This window comes from Aliidiomarina minuta (assembly GCF_003987145.1).
Lineage (GTDB): Bacteria > Pseudomonadota > Gammaproteobacteria > Enterobacterales > Alteromonadaceae > Aliidiomarina > Aliidiomarina minuta.
In genome coordinates this window covers 654,496-671,014 of record NZ_PIPL01000001.1, presented here as the reverse complement: position 1 = coordinate 671,014, position 16,519 = coordinate 654,496, and the positions used below count along the sequence as shown (strand labels likewise).

Sequence of the window (16,519 nt, the reverse complement as noted above, 5' to 3'; positions counted from 1 at the left end):
GCTTGCAGAATACAGGCGGAAAATTAAATTACAGGGAATCGAGCACTACCTGATGATGTTCTTTGGTTTTAAATTTATCAAATACTTTGCTGATAGTACCGTCCTGTTCAATTAAAAAGCTGATGCGGTGGATACCATCGTATTCTTTGCCCATGAACTTTTTCAGCCCCCAGACTCCAAACTGCTCAGCAACGGCGTGATCCTCATCGCCCAGTAAAGTGAAATTGAGTTCATCGCGCTCGGTAAACTTAGCCAGTCGCTTACTGGCATCCGGACTAATACCTACTGCGATGGTATCTTTTTCGGCCAGCTCTGCTTTATGGTCGCGCAGCTGTTGAGCCTGTACGGTGCATCCTGGAGTCATGGCTTTTGGATAGAAATAAACCAGCACCCGATTTTGCTTTAGTAGTTCCTGTAACGAAACTAACTCGCCAGTTTGATCCGGTAGCGAAAAAAGTGGTGCTTTGTCACCTTGTTTAAGGGTATTCATGAAAGACTCCTTGGTAATAGTTTCTGAAATTACGACTGCTAATCTAAACATAGGGTAAACAGATACGCCAGTCTGTGCCAGCGCACTTGTGTTTGCTAGCATGCACAAGTAAGATTATGCACCTTAACAACGGTGGGAGAAAATATGTTAACTGGTAGTATGGTAGCCTTGGTGACCCCCTTTACCAAACACGGAAATGTTGATTACACTTTGCTAGCTGAACTGGTTGAATTTCATATTAACCATGGCACAGACGCTATTGTGTCAGTTGGTACCACGGGTGAATCTCCAACATTAAGTCATGATGAACATGTAGACGTTGTTCGTGCTACCGTTGAAGTTGCTGCTGGCCGTATTAAGGTCGTTGCTGGTAACGGCTCGAATGCGACTGCCGAAGCGGTTCAGCTTACTGAGCGAATCGCGCCTCTTGGTATAGATGGTTTCCTGAATGTAACCCCTTATTATAATAAACCGAGCCGGGCAGGTTTACTTGCACACTATCGTGCGGTTACTGAAGCCAGTGACATCCCGCAGATTTTATACAATGTACCTGGCCGCACCTGCTGTGATCTCAGTACTGAAATTATTGCTGAACTTTCTAATTTCCCTAATGTTGTAGGCATTAAAGAAGCGACCGGTGAAGTAGAGCGGGTTAAAGCTATTAAAGACGCTTGCGGCGATGATTTTATTCTTCTTAGTGGTGATGACCCTACGGCCTGTGAATTCTTATTGCAGGGCGGGCATGGCGTTATTAGTGTAACGGCTAATCTGGCGCCTCAGGCGATAAAAAACCTTGTGGTTACGGCTTGTGCCGGAAAACGTGAAGAAGCGGAGGCTATTGATGAACCTTTACGCTCTTTGCATGCCGGTCTTTTTGTTGAAGCTAATCCGATGCCGGTGAAATGGGCAATGGCGAGACTGGGTTGGATTGAAGAAAATTATCGTTTACCGCTCACTGCTCCGGAACTTGCGAGCCAGAAAGTCATCGAAGCAGCGTTACAGAGTGCTGGATTATTAAAATAACGGAGTTTGCATGAAGTTCTGGCGTGGTTTTGCCGCAGTATCAACACTAATTGTAGTCGCTGGCTGTAGTAGTCAGCGCGATGTCGCTCAGGGTGATTTTGACTATCTGGAGCTTGAGGAAAACTCGGCTATTCTGGTACCGCAAGGTTTGAATCCGGTGATCCCACATCCTGATTATATTATCCCCGAGCAAGAGCATTATTCTGGACGCCTGGGCCGTGAACAAAGTATTCGTTCACCTCGTCAGGTAATGCCCCTGGTGCCCGGTAGTCGTATTGAAGAAAGCAACAGAAACTCCCGTATCTGGTTTGATGCTATAGAAGATATGGACAATGTTGCTGACTGGGTGTGGCGTGAACTATTAGAACTGGTCGATGATTATGATGTAGATATTGAAAGTAGCGCTGAGCAGGAACATCTTCATACTAGTCGTTTTATTCTGGAGCAGGGAAGTCTGGCGCGGAGCGGCTTTTTTAACAGACTCAGTCGTCAACGTGACCCCATAGAGTCAGAGCAGGCTTTTAAAATAAACATGGAAGCACCTGAGCATGGCCGTACGGCTATGGTTGAGGTGACGGCTGATGATATTCGCTGGTTGATTGGCGGCAAACAGGTTGAAGAACCGTTATTTATACAACGCCAGCTGGAGGCCGACTTTCTTAATCAATTGTCGTTGCGTCTACAGCGTGGTTATGAAAGTGAACGCGTTGCCTCGGTAAGAGCGACCCGTGCGTTACGCCACGCTGAAAGTCCACAAGGACATCCTGCTTACGCGCTGGATACCGGTTTTGACTCAGGCTGGGTAATGATGCCTGGTGTTTTCTCGTATCTGGATTTTATTGTTGAAGATTTAAATCAGCGTGATGGCCGTTATTATGTCAATTATCAACCGGGTGGGACCCGAGGTTGGTTTAGCCGTCTGGCATTCTGGCGTAGCAGCGAAACTCCGTTGGGGATTCCTCGCGGCGAGTATCTGTTTGAAGTTGATGAAGTAGAAGGTATCTTCTACATCGTTATTCGTCGGGATGACGAGTTGTTAAGTGAAGAACAACTTGATGACATGTTCCCAATGTTTGCTGAAGCTTTCAGTGAACACAGTGATTAACCTCTGAGATGAGATAAGCCCTGACCATGCAAAAACGTGAAGAATTGTACCGCGGTAAAGCAAAAACTGTTTATACGACTGATGATGTCGATCGTTTGATCCTGCAATTTCGCAATGATACGTCGGCGTTTGACGGTGAAAAAATTGACCAGCTGGACCGTAAAGGCATGGTTAACAATAAGTTTAACCATTTTATTATGGGTAAACTGGAAGCTGCAGGTATTCCTACTCAGGTAGACGAACTGCTATCGGATACGGAATCTCTGGTTAAGAAGCTGGATATGATTCCAGTCGAGTGTGTGGTGCGAAATCTGGCTGCAGGCTCTTTGGTACGTCGGCTTGGTGTGGCCGAGGGTGAAACACTTAACCCGCCAACCTTTGAGTTCTTTTTAAAGAACGATGCTTTGCATGATCCCATGATTAACGAATCGCACATCGAGACGTTTGGCTGGGCGACACCTGCGCATATCGAAGAAATGAAGCGACTGACATATAAAGTTAACGATGTGCTTAAGCAATTATTTGAAGATGCAGGTTTATTGTTAGTGGACTATAAACTGGAATTTGGTGTCTTTGATGGGCAAATCGTATTGGGTGATGAATTTACGCCCGATGGTTGTCGTTTATGGGATGCTGAAACTCGTGAAAAGTTGGACAAAGACCGCTTCCGTCAGGGACTTGGCAATGTAGTTGAAGCTTATGAAGAAGTTGCCCGACGTCTGGGTGTTCAACTTTAGCATTCTTAACTGCTTGCATAAAAAACCGATGCTCACCAGGCGTCGGTTTTTTTATGCGCTGCAGATATTCGTAATATAGCGGTTATAAAGCTGGTCAAAGTGCTGTAGAAGCTGCTCATGCCCGGCCGGAGGCTGTTGCTGCCAGGCTTGTTTGAGCACCTTCGGTGACAGTTGCTCTAAACATCGCGAGGCTACGGGTTGATAACTTAAATGCCAGGGTTCAGCGGCGATACCACCTTTGTCCTCACCGTAGGGCCAGAAAAAGCCATAGCGGGGCGCTTCTAGCTGTAACCAAACGAGGAGATCGGAAAAAGGACCGCCCTGCAAATATTCTTCGGGTTCCAGTTTTAGTTGGGCATCCCCTAAAGCAACAGGATCGTAGATGTCCATATCAGTCCCCCAGTGATGACGACTGGCTCCAGGCAATGCAGACCAGCGCAGGATTTCGTGTAACCGCTCAGGAACAGGAATGTGCTGTAAATTATCAAACTTAGCTTGCCAGATGGCCGCCTGGCGTTGATAGGAGCGGAAGCCACTGGCAATACGCAGGCAAAAACCAGCCTCAGCAGCAGCTTGTTGCAGACTCAGGTAGGCTTTGCCTGCTTCAACCTGAAGCTGGGTATTGTCCACTTTGAGAGTTAAGTGGCTTTCGCTTTGACCGCATAACTGAGCTTCTAACATATAGTGCCTGGCATAATGTACTCTTAATTCTGGACTACCAATAAGTTGTACAATATCTTCTCGTACATATCCGTGAGATTAATCAGATCCTGATGGCTGACATATTCATCGACCTTATGAATACTGGCATTAACGGGCCCTAATTCAAGTACCTGAGCTCCGGTTGGCGCAATAAAACGGCCATCAGAAGTTCCACCTGCGGTCGATAATACCGGCGTGCGGCCGGTAACTGATTCTACCGCATTTTCCGCCGCACCTAATAGTGGACCGGAATCGGTAAGAAAAGGCTGGCCGTTGTGAGTCCAGTGAATAGCGTAATCCAGGCCATGTTTATCGAGGATAGCCAGAATTCTCTGTTTTAGCTGTTCATCCGTACTCTCAGTACTAAAACGAAGATTAAAACACACATGCAGAGTTCCCGGAATGACATTGCCCGCACCGGTTCCCGCGTGCAGGTTAGAAATCTGGAAGCTGGTAGGAGGAAAGGCGTCATTGCCTTCATCCCAGACAGTTTCTGCCAGTTCATGCAGGGCAGGTGCAGCCTGGTGAACGGGGTTTCTGGCCAGGTGAGGATAAGCGACATGACCCTGAATACCCCAGACCTGAAGGTCACCAGTCAAACTACCCCGTCGGCCATGCTTGATGATGTCGCCGCAATAATCGGTACTGGAGGGTTCGCCAACAATGCACCAGTCAATTTTTTCATTACGGGCTTCCAGAGTGTCTATTACCCGGGTAGTACCGTTAATGAAAGGGCCTTCTTCGTCACTGGTAATTAAATAGGCTATGCTGCCTGCATGTTGTGGATACTTATCGATAAAGCGTTCGGTGGCTACGACCATAGCAGCCAGGCTACCTTTCATATCAGCAGCACCGCGACCAAAGAGAATACCGTCGATATCAGTTGGGGTGAAAGGGGGAGTCTGCCATTTATCTTCATCACCAGGAGGCACTACGTCTGTATGACCCGCAAAACAGAATAAGCGGCCTTCATCGCTATCGCGGCGCGCCCATAAGTTAAGAGTGTCTTCGAACAACATAGTTTCCAGATTAAAGCCCAATGCCTGCAGACGCTTACCTATGACCTGCTGACAACCTGCATCGTCAGGTGTTACTGAGCGACGACTGATAAGTTCGCGAGCCAATTGCAGTGTAGGGTGATCATGACTCATGCGAAAATCTCCTCATACTGTTCTGCTTTAAAACCGAAATGAAGACTACCTTTGTGCTTGAGTACCGGTCGTTTGATCAGGGTCGGTTGCTGTTGTAATAAAGGTAACCACTGCTGTTCAGTACTAAAGCCTTGTTGTTCTGGGGATAACTTGCGAAAGCTGGTACTGCGTTTATTCAGAACTCTACCCACACCTGCAATGTGTAGCCAGTTTTGCAGTTCTTGCTCAGACAGGGGCTGTTCGCGAAAATCAAGAAACTCATGCTCGATGTTTCTATCACTGAGCCAGCGACGGGCTTTTTTGACGGTGTCACAGTTTTTAATACCAAAAATAGTTGTAGTCATTTGAGCCTTTTACTCGCTTATAAAATGGTTGAAAAAGGAAAGTACTGTATCCTGAGCGGCGATAACCTTACCATAGTGAACCTGTATGCTTATATCCGGGTCTTTGCTGGTAAAGGTAATAGCAATCAGAGGTGCATTACGCATAGTTTCAGCAGTTAGCACAAACAGAGGATCGCCAGCTTGCAGCAACTGACCCACACTAGCTTCAGAGTGAGCTAAGGGTAGCTCAAGATGGCGTGGCATAAGCAATTCAATACGGCAGTTAATGGTATTTGGCAATTGCAATTGCCATAGTGTCCGATCAGCGCTGATTTGCTTAATTTTACAAGTGGCCGGCGCAAGAAACCGTTGAGTACCGGGCTGCATAACGAAACCCTGACCAAAAGCCAGTATTTGAAACAAGGCGTGAGGTAATTGCTGTAGTGCTGAACAATGGCCTGACACTGGCGCCATCAGGCGCAGCATAGGCTGTTGATCAGTTGGGGGCTGAGTAATAAGTTGCACGGTAATTCCTGGCTACATGCTGGAGACTTAGTGTGCCAAATTGGCAGTCGCGACGCAATTGCTATGAATTGTCCACTTTTTCTGTGGATAACCTTGTGGGTTAGCTGGGTTGAAGTTATTAACTAATTGATATTTAACGGTTAATATCGGTGGGTGATATGTGTTCGATAGTAGGTTTATTTGCCATAATGCGGTGTTAATGCGTACACTTAAAGACTAGAGGTAAATAATGAGGCAGGTATGAGACAACCTTTGTGGCGAACATTTAGTGACGGTTGGAAATATATGAAGCTCTGGCCGAATCACGCGGTTGTCGGAGCTATGCCAGAAGCGAGGATAATCCCGGCCACTCGCTTAGGAACGTTATGGCTGCCTATTGCAGCGGTACTTAACTTTGCGGTGCAGTGGTACTGGCTGGGTTCTGAGCATATGCCACAGATTATTGCTGCGTCCTTATTTTTGCTGCTGCTTCCTTTGCAGGGATATTACTGGTTGGGCCGCCGTTCTTATCAGGAACTGACTCCGGCGTTAAAGGCCTGGTATTTTGATTTGCGCGATAAGCTGTCAAGTAATGGCGAGGACGTAAGGCTACCCTCAGATCGCAAGGGACCTTGCTACATTGACCTTGCGCGTATCTTGCGCAAGGCCTTATCAGTCTTACCACCGGATGAACATTAAAATTTAAAGGTGGACCAGATAGGGGCATGATCGGAAGGTTTTTCAATACCTCGAAGTTCGTAGTCAATGCCCGTGTCTATACAGTGCTTTGCCAGCGTTTCAGTAGCCAGTATCAGGTCAATACGCAGGCCGCGGTTATCGAGAAACCCTTTAGAGCGATAATCAAACCAGCTGAACTGGTCATTTACTTCCGGGTTTGCTTCACGAAAAGTGTCAGTAAAACCCCAGTCCATAAGCTTTTTCATCCACTCACGTTCTTCCGGTAAAAAGCTGCACTTACCGGTCCGTAACCAGCGCTTGGCATTAGCTTCGCCAATCCCTATGTCACTATCGGTGCTGGAAATATTGACGTCGCCCATAACTATGACAGGTTGTTCAGGGCTAAGCTCGGTATCGAGATAATCCATAAGATCGGCATAAAATTTCTCTTTTGCAGGAAATTTAGTTGGATGGTCGCGACTTTCTCCCTGAGGAAAGTAACCATTCATAATCCGCACAACCTTGCCTTCTTTGCTTGTCACACTAGCCATAATCATGCGGCGTTGGGCGTCTGCTTCATCGTTAGGAAAACCGTAGTTTATATCCTGCATAGGTAGTCGGCTGAGCAGGGCTACCCCGTAATGACCTTTCTGGCCATGAAAGATAACTTCATAACCCATAGCTTCGACATCTGCACGCGGAAACATATCGTCGTGCACTTTGGTTTCCTGCAGGCCAATAACGTCTGGAGAGTGTTTATCTATGATGGCTTGTAGTTGATGCAGGCGGGCACGTAACCCATTAATATTAAAACTTATTACTTTCATGAAAGAGTCCGTTGCTAATTCTGATTGGGGCTGTAAAGGGCTATGATAGCATTCCATTCTGGAATGCGTTAAGCAATAAAGCAGGATATACTGGCCCCCTTAATAACGCTAGAGAAGTGAAAAGTAATGCTGGAAAATTGGATAATTCAATCGAGCCTCTGGCTTCGTCCTCATTTGTTTACCATATCCTTAATGATAGTGGCCACTCTGTTAGTACTCTATGGAAATAATGTGAATGCTGCGGTCCGGCGGCAAGTACAGCATTACCATTTTATTCTGCGTACTATTGTTTTCATCCTGCTATGCGCTTTTGGTTATGGTTTACTGACGAGCCTGTTAAGTCCCTTCCTTGCCCGCCAGCTGGCACAGGTTCCTGACCATTATCTGGGGCCGCTCGTTATTATTATTAGCATCACCTTAGGGGGGCTTGCTGAGCGCAATCGGTAAGTATAGAGGGAAGTGGGTATGAGTACAGAATGGCTGGAAGTACGAGCCGGAGCTGACGCTTATTTGCAGATTCAGGAGCGTGGGCTGCAGCAGGAGGATATTAACCTTTTGCTGGGCGCTTCAGGCGGTCCCAAGTGGTTTATTTTACAGGGGCTGGATAACTATTTATGCAGTGACTTTTTTGCCGGACGACAAACCCCGTTACAGTTATTAGGTACATCAGCAGGCGCCTGGCGTTTTGCCAGCCTGGGTCGGCAGGACGCGGCAGCCGCCAGTGATTTATTTTGCCGTTTATATCAGGCTCAGACTTACAGTGCTAAACCTGACCCTCAGGAAATCACTGATAATGCCCGGGAGTTGTTGGATACCTACGTAACTGATGATGCTGTTGACGAAATACTGAACCAATCACTTTTCCAGCATCATTTTATTGTCGCTCGCTGCCAGGGGTGGGCAGCTTCCGAATCACCTAAACGTCAGGCAATGGGTTTGAGTCGGGCGGCGTTTGGCAATCTGTTCAGTCGCAGTGCTTTAAAAAGTGCTTTTCAACGTGTGCTGTTTCATCACCCTGATGCAGCGCCTGCTCTTGGCGAGCACTGGGATGATTTGCCTACATTGAGGGTTCCTTTAAGTAAAGAAAACTTCCGTCAGGCTTTGTTAGCCACAGGTTCAATACCTATGGTTTTACAAGGCGTGAAGGACATACCTGGTGCGCCACCGGGCATGTATCGTGACGGTGGCATTACCGATTATCACTTTGATCTCGACTTGTCGAGACAGTCAGGATTAGTGTTGTATCCACATTTTCATAATCAGGTGGTACCAGGCTGGTTTGATAAGAAATTGCGCTGGCGTCGAACCACGGGCCAACAATGGCCAAATGTGATTCTTCTGACGCCAACCCAGGCCTTTCTGGATGCGTTACCTTACGGCAAAATACCGGATCGTACTGACTTCGTTAAAATGGATGTTGCAGAACGGCAAAAATATTGGCGTCAGGCTGTACAGATAGGGTACCGGATGTCCGAACAGTTGGCAGAATGGCAGGCCACTGACCAGTTGCGCCGTAAAATCAAGCTGTGGGAATAGGTGAAATAGCATGAGGCTTTCAAGTGCGTGACTTTATAGCTCCCGACCTGGCCGCATTGTTTGCCGCCAGTGACCACATTTCCCTGTTTGTATGGGAGCATTCGCCGGGTTGGCCAGTGTTGCATTGCACCGATAATGTGGAGTCGTTGCTGGGTTATAATAAGAAAGACTTCTATCAGCGGAATGTCCGTTTTATCGACACGCTTCACCCTGAGGATTTAGAACGTGTCAGCCAGGAAGCAAATGATGCGATTGAACAGCCCGCGTGCAAGTCGTTTACTCATCAGGATTACCGCATGATACGAGCCGATGGGGCGGAGATATGGATTTCTGATACAACAGTCATAGAGCGTGATAAAAAAGGCAAAGTCCGCTACCTGATGGGTTACCTGCTGGATATTACCGATAGAAAGCACCTGGAGTTGGCACTTCTGGCTGAACGTACTCATCTAAGCATGGTGCTGGAGGGGGCTCGTTTAGGCAGCTGGGATTGGAACCCGGTGAACAACAGTCTGTTATGTAATACACGCTGGCTGGCTATGTATGGGTATGAAAATAACTCATCGTATCAGAGCATGCAGTTCTGGCGAAGCCTGTTGCATCCCGAGGATCTTGAAGGCTGGGAAAGGGCCTTGAAAGCCCATATAGAGGGCCATACACCATTCTATGAACATGTCTACCGGATGCGTCACCGCGAGGGACACTGGTTACATATTCTGGATCGAGGTAAAATTGTGGAATGGGACGGACGTCACCGTGCGGTGCGTTTTTCTGGCACCCATACTGATATTTCAGAACAAAAAAAGGCTGAAATTCAGGCTCGTAGAACGGCCCGCTCCAGAACGGTTTTTGTCGCTAACATGTCTCATGAAATACGCACCCCTTTACACGGAATTCTGGGTTTAGCTTCAGTGCTGGAAGGCACCGAACTTAATCAATACCAGCGTGATTTATTGAAAACCATGCAGGAGAGTGGCGACTATCTGCTAAATACTCTGAATGATGCAATTGATATCAGCCGTGCTGAAGAGGGTAAACTGACAATCGCGGCTCAACCTACTCAAGTGGCAGATATTGTACGCCACCTTCGCGCTTTATATGCGGCGCAGGCAAACCGGCAGGGACTGGAGTATGAGGTTAAAGCAGCGCCGCAGATGCCATTGTGGTTGAGTCTTGATAAGTCCCGTTTTTTACAAATTGCTACTAACCTGATTAATAACGCATTCAAGTTTACTCAGTTGGGGTTTATCCAGGTTAATCTTAACTGGATTTCTCAGCCTGAGAATCAGTTGCAGTTGGAAGTCCGTGATTCGGGTAGCGGCATTGCTGATACCAAACGAGTCTGGCAGGTGTTTGAGCAAGAGGAAAACACTGCCCGGGGGATCTCGGAAGGCAGTGGTTTAGGTCTTAGCATTGTGCAAAGTCTGGTAGAGCTGATGGATGGATCTATAGATCTGGAAAGCTCTCCAGGTCGGGGCAGTTGCTTTAGAGTCAGCATCCCCGCAATCGTATGCGAACCTCCGCCAGTAAGTTCGGCGTTAGCCGGAGAACAGGATATTCTGCGCATATTGGTAATCGATGACAGTGATGTTAATCAGTTGCTGGTAGGCGAGATGCTAAGTATTTTAGAGCATGTGTATGTTTGCGCTTCCAGCGCAGAAGTGGGTTTAGAACTTTTACAACAGCAAACTTTTGATGTTGTTTTTATGGATATCCATCTGCCTGATATGAGTGGCATTGAAGCGACCCGGAAAATACGCGAGAAAGCGTTACAACAGCCCTATGTCATTGGTTTGACTGCAAATGCAGTAGCGACTATCCGCAAGCAAAGTCTAAACGCCGGGATGAATGCCTATCTGACAAAACCTTTCACGTTAGAGCATATAAAAAACCTGCTATCAGAGGTGCCGCCGTTAACTTTAAGTAAATCAGATTGGCAATAGCTAACTTATTGTTCTACGGTTAGTAATGAATAACTGAGGAGCATTATTATGGATAAATTTATTTCGCTGGCTATTTTAGTTGCTGGTCTGATTTTATTGTATTTTGGATATCAGGAGTCTGAGTCTTTTGCTTCGGACGTGAGTGAAGCAGTGACAGGCCAACCGACTGATAATGCCATCTGGTTTTTAATTTCGGGGGCTGTATTAGCCATTATTGGCATCGGTGGTGTTATTCGTGGGTTCGTACGTCGCTAATACCTTGCTGGTAAGATAAAAAACCTGCGCAAAGCGCAGGTTTTTTTATGCTTGGGGGATAGCGGTCAGTTGCGTATCATAGGCAGATAGACTTTATAAACGAGGAAGCAGATTTTGCAGAAATTCAGCAGTACATCCAGCTATATAGTGTCAGAGGAACTTGCTCTGGCCGTTAATGCCGCTATTAAGCTAGAAAAGCCTTTGCTAATTAAAGGTGAGCCCGGGACTGGCAAAACGCGCCTGGCGGAAGAGCTGGCGGCGAGCCTGGAGAGTCCGTTATTACAGTGGCAGATAAAATCAACTACCAAGGCACAGCAGGGATTGTATGAATATGATGCAGTATCCAGATTGCGCGATAGCCAGCTAGGCAGTGAAAAAGTACATGATATTGCCAACTACATCCGGCCCGGTAAGCTGTGGCAGTCTTTTACGGCACCGCAACGGCCTGTATTGCTGATCGACGAAATAGATAAAGCAGACATTGAATTTCCGAATGACCTTTTGCATGAACTGGATCAAATGTCATTTCACGTGTATGAAACCGGTGAACAGGTGACTGCTGAACAACGACCGGTTGTGATTATCACTTCAAATAATGAAAAAGAACTTCCTGATGCGTTTTTGCGTCGTTGCTTTTTTCACTATATCCGTTTTCCGGATGCTGAGGGGCTAAAGCAGATTGTATCTGTGCATTATCCGGATATACAGAAGCGTCTATTGAGTGTGGCACTGGAGGTGTTCTTTGACATCAGAGATACACCGAATCTGAAGAAAAAACCTTCTACTTCAGAGTTACTGGACTGGCTTAAGCTTTTGCTTGCTGAGCAGGTGCCTGTTGAGGAGCTTCAGGAGAAACAGCAGAAAGGCGGATTAATGCCATTATTTGGCGCTTTACTGAAAAATGAACAGGATGTGGAACTGGTCGAAAAACTTGCCTTTATGAGCCGTCGGCAGGGGCGCTAATGTTAGTTGGTTTTTTTGAATGTCTGCGTAAGCATGGGTTAAAGACCAGCATTACTGAATTGCTGGATTTACTGGCCGCTCTGGATCAGGACGTGGTGTTTGCCAGTGTGGAGGATTTTTACACTTTATCCAGGCTGACGCTGGTTAAAGATGAAAGTCAGTACGATAAGTTTGACCGTGCTTTTGCAGAGTACTTTGAAGGGGTCGCGGAGGTTGATATTGCTAGCGCTATTCCTGAAGACTGGTTAAAACGGACTATGCAGCGGCAGCTAAGTGACGAAGATAAGCAAAAGCTGCAGGGTTTAGGAAGCCTGGAGGAACTGATGCGACAGTTTAAAGAACGTTTGGCCGAGCAACAAAAGCGTCATGCCGGCGGTAATAAATGGATTGGTACCGGCGGTACCTCACCTTTTGGCGCCTATGGCTATAACCCGGAAGGTATTCGTATTGGTCAGGAAGGCAGTAATGCCCGACAGGCCGTAAAAGTCTGGGATAAACGCGAGTTTAAAGATCTGGATGAAGATACGGAGATTAATAACCGCACCATTAAACTGGCATTACGTAAACTGCGCCGGTTTGCGCGCACAGGAGCTGCGACTGAACTGGATTTAGACAGCACCATTAAAGCGACTTCACGGCAGGCCGGCTTACTCGATCTGCAATGGCAGTCAGAGCGTCATAACGCCGTTAAGGTGTTGCTGTTCTTTGATGTGGGCGGTTCTATGGATGATTACATCTATGAATGTGAGCAGCTCTTTTCGGCGGCGCGCAGCGAGTTTAAGCATCTGGAGTTTTTCTATTTTCATAACTGCCTGTATGAAGGGGTCTGGCGTGAAAATAAGCGCCGCTTTAATGGGCAGATCCCATTGCAGGACGTATTACATACCTACGGCAGCGATTATAAGGTACTTATCGTTGGTGATGCTACTATGGGACCTTACGAAATCACTCACCCAGGAGGCAGTGTAGAGCATTGGAATGAAGAACCTGGACAGGTTTGGCTGGATCGGGTGCTGCAGCATTTTCCGAAAGCCGTGTGGCTTAACCCACAACCGCAAGAGCGCTGGCCATACTATTACTCTATTCAATTAATACAGCAAATAATGCAGGGCCGTATGCAGCCGCTGACTCTGGAAGGATTAAGTTCGGCAATAAATGAATTAGCTTGATCCAGATGCCTGTTGCCTGGCCTGTCAATAGCTTACACTGAGCTCATTGAGTAAATAAATAAGGCTATGAGTCATGCGTATAACTTTTCTTGGTGGTACGGAAACAGTTACCGGTTCACGTTTTTTATTAGAAACTGAAAGCACAAGGGTGCTGGTTGATTGCGGTCTGTTCCAGGGGTACAAATGGTTACGCCGAAGAAACTGGCAACCTTTACCACTGGGCATTGATGATGTGGATGCTGTAGTATTGACTCATGCTCACCTGGATCATTCGGGTTTTGTTCCTGTGTTGCATAAACATGGCTATCGTGGGCCGGTCTGGGCTCATCGTGCCACCTCTTCGTTATGTTCAATTTTATGGCCAGACAGCGGTCGTATTCAGGAAGAAGACGCCAAATACTTCTCTCGGCATAAACTGAGCAAACATGAAAATCCGGAACCTCTTTATGATGAAGCCACGGCTCAGGCTGCATTGAAATTATTGCGTTCAGTAGAGTTCAGTCAAAAGTTTGCAGTGGGTGATATTGAGTTTGAAATGTTACCGGCTGGTCACTTGCTCGGTGCCGCCTGTGTAATTGCATCATCAGGTGGAAAACGGGTCGGTTTCTCAGGGGATGTTGGCAGACCTCAGGATATTTTAATGAAACCGCCGCAGCCGTTACCTGAGTTAGATATGTTGTTGCTGGAAGCTACCTATGGAGACCGTCTGCACAATGACGAGGAACCTTTCGAGCAGCTGGCTGAAGTTGTCAATGAAACAGCCAAAGCAGGTGGTGTTTTAATGATACCTAGCTTTTCTGTGGGGCGGGCCCAGTTATTACAGCATATGCTGGTTACTTTAATGGATGATAAGCGTATTCCACGGATGCCTATCTTTCTTGATAGCCCAATGGCTATAAGGGTCTCAGACATCTATGGAGAGTTTCATGAGCACCATCGGCTGACTGCGGAGCAATGCCAGCGTTTTGAACAGGTAATTCAGTACACTATGAGTGTCGATGAATCGAAACAAATTGGTAATCAGGCAGGCCCCTATATTATAATCGCAGGCAGTGGCATGGCTACCGGAGGCCGGATACTCCATCATTTTAAGCACTGGTTACAGGATCACCGCAGTACGGTGCTCTTTGCAGGGCATCAGGCTGGGGGAACCCGGGGTGCCAAAATGGTTCAAGGTGTGGAGCGCATTAAGTTACATGGCGAGTGGCTTGATGTCAGGGCCAAAGTACGTAACCTGGATGGTCTTTCCGGCCATGCTGATTACAAAGAAATTGAACAATGGCTGCGTGCATCGGACCTGAAGGCAGGCACCCGTATTCAGTTGGTGCACGGTGAACCCGACGCTTTAGAGGCGATGCGCGATCACTTACAACAAACCACTCAGTTTGACGTTGATATACCGGATTACATGAGTATTTTAAGGTTTTAATAATGCTTGGACTTCTTCTATTTGTATTAACACCTATTACTTTTATTGCTTTGATTGGATTTTTCTTGATCTGGACAGTGCGTAAAGACGAACACAATAAAAAGCAGTAAATAATGCTACTAAAATGGACCACCGTTACACTGATCTTATTTGGGTTGCTGAGTGCTTGTAGCAGAAGTTTGCCCACGCTAGACCAGCGTACGGTGAGTCAATCTCTATCGGCCGCAGAAGCGGCCAATACGGCTATTGGCGACACCGTAGCGCCTTTATTGCAAGAACATGCAGGTAAAAGCGGTGTATTGAATCTGGCCGAAGCTAAAGACGCTTTTGCGGCAAGATTACTGCTGGCTGGCGCTGCCGAACAAACTCTGGACGTACAGTATTATCTGTGGCGAGATGACAAAACGGGATTGCTATTAATGCAGGCGCTTTATGCTGCTGCAGAGCGAGGCGTTCGGGTCCGATTGTTATTGGATGATCTTAATACCTCTCCGATTGATAATAAGCTGGCAGCATTGGATCAGCATTCGAATATCGAGGTGCGCCTTTTTAATCCGTTTATAAATCGTAGTAATCGTGTATGGGGATTTATCTCTGACTTTCCCCGTGCAAATCGTCGCATGCACAACAAGTCTTTCACCGCTGACAGCAGTGCTACTATTGTTGGTGGCCGAAATGTAGGCGATGATTATTTTAGTGGCGCAGACGGCGTCTTGTTTGCCGACCTAGACGTATTGGCTATAGGTCCTGTGGTAAAACAGGTAGCTACTGACTTCGATTTATTCTGGGCCAGTCCTTCCAGTTATCCGGCCAGGGAATTTCAGCGGCAGCCGGATGTTGATGAGTATGAGTACAGTATGCAACTCATTCATAGCCGTCAGGAAGAAACCGTAACTTATCTGGCGGCGGTGCGTGATCGAGAACTATTCCGCAAGTTGCTTAATGGCGGGGTACAGCTGAACTGGGCAATTACTAAAATGGTCAGCGATAGCCCAGCCAAAGGGTTGGGGAAGGCGAGCCCTGAACAACTTATTACTCATGAGTTACAGGAAATTATCGGTGACCCGACAAGAAGCGTGCAACTGGTCTCACCTTACTTTGTACCCACTCAGGCAGGAGTGAATGCGCTGGTGGCTATGGCGAGACAAGGTGTAGAGATAAGCATTCTGACTAACTCTTTACAGGCGACAGATGTAGCCATAGTGCATGCTGGTTACGCGAAGTGGCGTAAACCTTTGCTTGAAGCTGGTATTCGTTTATATGAAATGCGTCCGGGTATTGTCGCTCCGGAACCTGATGAAAACAGGCTACCGCGTTTCGCGAGCGCTGCGACCAGTCTGCATGCCAAGACTTTTGCGATTGACGGAGAACGTGTATTTATTGGTTCTTTTAATTTTGACCCCAGGTCTGCAGAACTTAATACTGAACTAGGATTTGTTATCGAAAGTAAGGAGCTGGCAGAAGAAACGGCACGCATCTTTGCTGAGGAAGTACCCAAGCAGGCATATGAATTAAGGCTTTCCGCCAGTGGCCGCATGTACTGGCTGGAACGTAACACAGGTCAACATGTTCGTCATGACAGGGAACCTGGTACCAGTTTTGGTCAACGGCTCTCGGTTCGTTTCTTTTCCTGGCTGCCTATCGACTGGCTATTGTAATAATATTTATTGATCGCCGTTAAGAT

General features: G+C 47.0%; 18 protein-coding genes. 12 read left to right on the top strand and 6 right to left on the bottom strand.

Annotated features, from left to right (window positions below):
* Positions 1-28 precede the first annotated feature (28 nt).
* Positions 29-490: a thioredoxin-dependent thiol peroxidase gene (bcp, locus tag CWE09_RS03210; protein ID WP_126802571.1), complete on the bottom strand. Its 462-nt coding sequence runs from the start codon at positions 488-490 to the stop codon at positions 29-31.
* Positions 491-634: 144 nt separating this feature from the next.
* Here bcp and dapA point away from each other — a divergent pair, with 144 nt between their 5' ends.
* Genes dapA through purC form a run of 3 tightly spaced genes read left to right on the top strand, consistent with a single transcriptional unit; the run spans position 635 to position 3,355 of the window.
* Positions 635-1,513, top strand: a complete 879-nt coding sequence (gene dapA, locus CWE09_RS03205) for a 4-hydroxy-tetrahydrodipicolinate synthase (RefSeq protein WP_126802570.1) — start codon at positions 635-637, stop codon at positions 1,511-1,513.
* Between the two features lie 10 nt (positions 1,514-1,523).
* A complete protein-coding gene (bamC, locus tag CWE09_RS03200) occupies positions 1,524-2,618 on the top strand; it encodes an outer membrane protein assembly factor BamC (protein ID WP_126802569.1) in 1,095 nt (364 codons plus the stop codon).
* Between the two features lie 26 nt (positions 2,619-2,644).
* Complete coding sequence (gene purC / locus CWE09_RS03195) at positions 2,645-3,355, top strand: phosphoribosylaminoimidazolesuccinocarboxamide synthase (protein ID WP_126802568.1); 711 nt, start codon at positions 2,645-2,647, stop codon at positions 3,353-3,355.
* Positions 3,356-3,406: 51 nt separating this feature from the next.
* Here the strand turns inward: purC and CWE09_RS03190 are convergent, their stop codons facing one another.
* Genes CWE09_RS03190 through CWE09_RS03175 form a run of 4 tightly spaced genes read right to left on the bottom strand, consistent with a single transcriptional unit; the run spans position 3,407 to position 6,056 of the window.
* A complete protein-coding gene (locus tag CWE09_RS03190) occupies positions 3,407-4,036 on the bottom strand; it encodes a M15 family metallopeptidase (RefSeq protein ID WP_126802567.1) in 630 nt (209 codons plus the stop codon).
* A 23-nt stretch (positions 4,037-4,059) separates the two neighbouring features.
* On the bottom strand, positions 4,060-5,208 hold the full coding sequence (dapE, locus tag CWE09_RS03185; RefSeq protein WP_126802566.1) for a succinyl-diaminopimelate desuccinylase: 1,149 nt from the start codon (positions 5,206-5,208) through the stop codon (positions 4,060-4,062).
* On the bottom strand, positions 5,205-5,552 hold the full coding sequence (locus CWE09_RS03180; RefSeq protein WP_126802565.1) for a Spx/MgsR family RNA polymerase-binding regulatory protein: 348 nt from the start codon (positions 5,550-5,552) through the stop codon (positions 5,205-5,207). Before CWE09_RS03180 ends, dapE begins: the two co-directional genes overlap by 4 nt.
* A 9-nt stretch (positions 5,553-5,561) precedes the next feature.
* Positions 5,562-6,056, bottom strand: coding sequence for a PTS glucose transporter subunit IIA (locus tag CWE09_RS03175; protein ID WP_126802564.1), 495 nt, complete (start codon positions 6,054-6,056; stop codon positions 5,562-5,564).
* 240 nt (positions 6,057-6,296) lie between these two features.
* On the opposite strand from CWE09_RS03175, the gene yfbV reads away from it, so the two are divergent.
* Entirely contained in the window at positions 6,297-6,734 is a 438-nt protein-coding gene (gene yfbV, locus CWE09_RS03170) for a terminus macrodomain insulation protein YfbV (protein ID WP_126802563.1), read from the top strand.
* Here yfbV and xthA read toward each other — a convergent pair.
* A complete protein-coding gene (xthA, locus tag CWE09_RS03165; protein ID WP_126802562.1) occupies positions 6,731-7,540 on the bottom strand; it encodes an exodeoxyribonuclease III in 810 nt (269 codons plus the stop codon). The two genes, yfbV and xthA, sit on opposite strands and share 4 nt — an antisense overlap.
* A gap of 126 nt (positions 7,541-7,666) precedes the next feature.
* On the opposite strand from xthA, the gene CWE09_RS03160 reads away from it, so the two are divergent.
* From CWE09_RS03160 to CWE09_RS03125, 8 genes are all read left to right on the top strand, one after another.
* The gene (locus CWE09_RS03160) at positions 7,667-7,987 is read left to right on the top strand and encodes a DUF3392 domain-containing protein (protein WP_126802561.1); all 321 of its coding nucleotides are present in this window, start codon (positions 7,667-7,669) and stop codon (positions 7,985-7,987) included.
* Positions 7,988-8,005: 18 nt separating this feature from the next.
* The gene (locus CWE09_RS03155; protein ID WP_126802560.1) at positions 8,006-9,076 is read left to right on the top strand and encodes an alpha/beta hydrolase; all 1,071 of its coding nucleotides are present in this window, start codon (positions 8,006-8,008) and stop codon (positions 9,074-9,076) included.
* Positions 9,077-9,099: 23 nt separating this feature from the next.
* Complete coding sequence (locus CWE09_RS03150) at positions 9,100-11,019, top strand: PAS domain-containing hybrid sensor histidine kinase/response regulator (RefSeq protein WP_126802559.1); 1,920 nt, start codon at positions 9,100-9,102, stop codon at positions 11,017-11,019.
* A 48-nt stretch (positions 11,020-11,067) separates the two neighbouring features.
* The gene (locus CWE09_RS03145; RefSeq protein WP_126802558.1) at positions 11,068-11,274 is read left to right on the top strand and encodes a DUF3185 family protein; all 207 of its coding nucleotides are present in this window, start codon (positions 11,068-11,070) and stop codon (positions 11,272-11,274) included.
* A 114-nt stretch (positions 11,275-11,388) separates the two neighbouring features.
* Positions 11,389-12,237 carry an AAA family ATPase gene (locus CWE09_RS03140; RefSeq protein ID WP_126802557.1) on the top strand — a complete coding sequence of 283 codons (849 nt, stop codon included), beginning with the start codon at positions 11,389-11,391 and terminating at the stop codon, positions 12,235-12,237.
* Positions 12,237-13,406 (top strand): vWA domain-containing protein, encoded by a 1,170-nt coding sequence (locus CWE09_RS03135; protein ID WP_126802556.1) that lies wholly within the window; start codon positions 12,237-12,239, stop codon positions 13,404-13,406. The genes CWE09_RS03140 and CWE09_RS03135 overlap by 1 nt, the downstream gene beginning before the upstream one ends.
* 73 nt (positions 13,407-13,479) lie before the next feature.
* Positions 13,480-14,835, top strand: a complete 1,356-nt coding sequence (locus CWE09_RS03130) for an MBL fold metallo-hydrolase RNA specificity domain-containing protein (RefSeq protein WP_126802555.1) — start codon at positions 13,480-13,482, stop codon at positions 14,833-14,835.
* 203 nt (positions 14,836-15,038) lie between these two features.
* Positions 15,039-16,493: a phospholipase D family protein gene (locus CWE09_RS03125; RefSeq protein WP_241974293.1), complete on the top strand. Its 1,455-nt coding sequence runs from the start codon at positions 15,039-15,041 to the stop codon at positions 16,491-16,493.
* Positions 16,494-16,519: the final 26 nt, after the last annotated feature.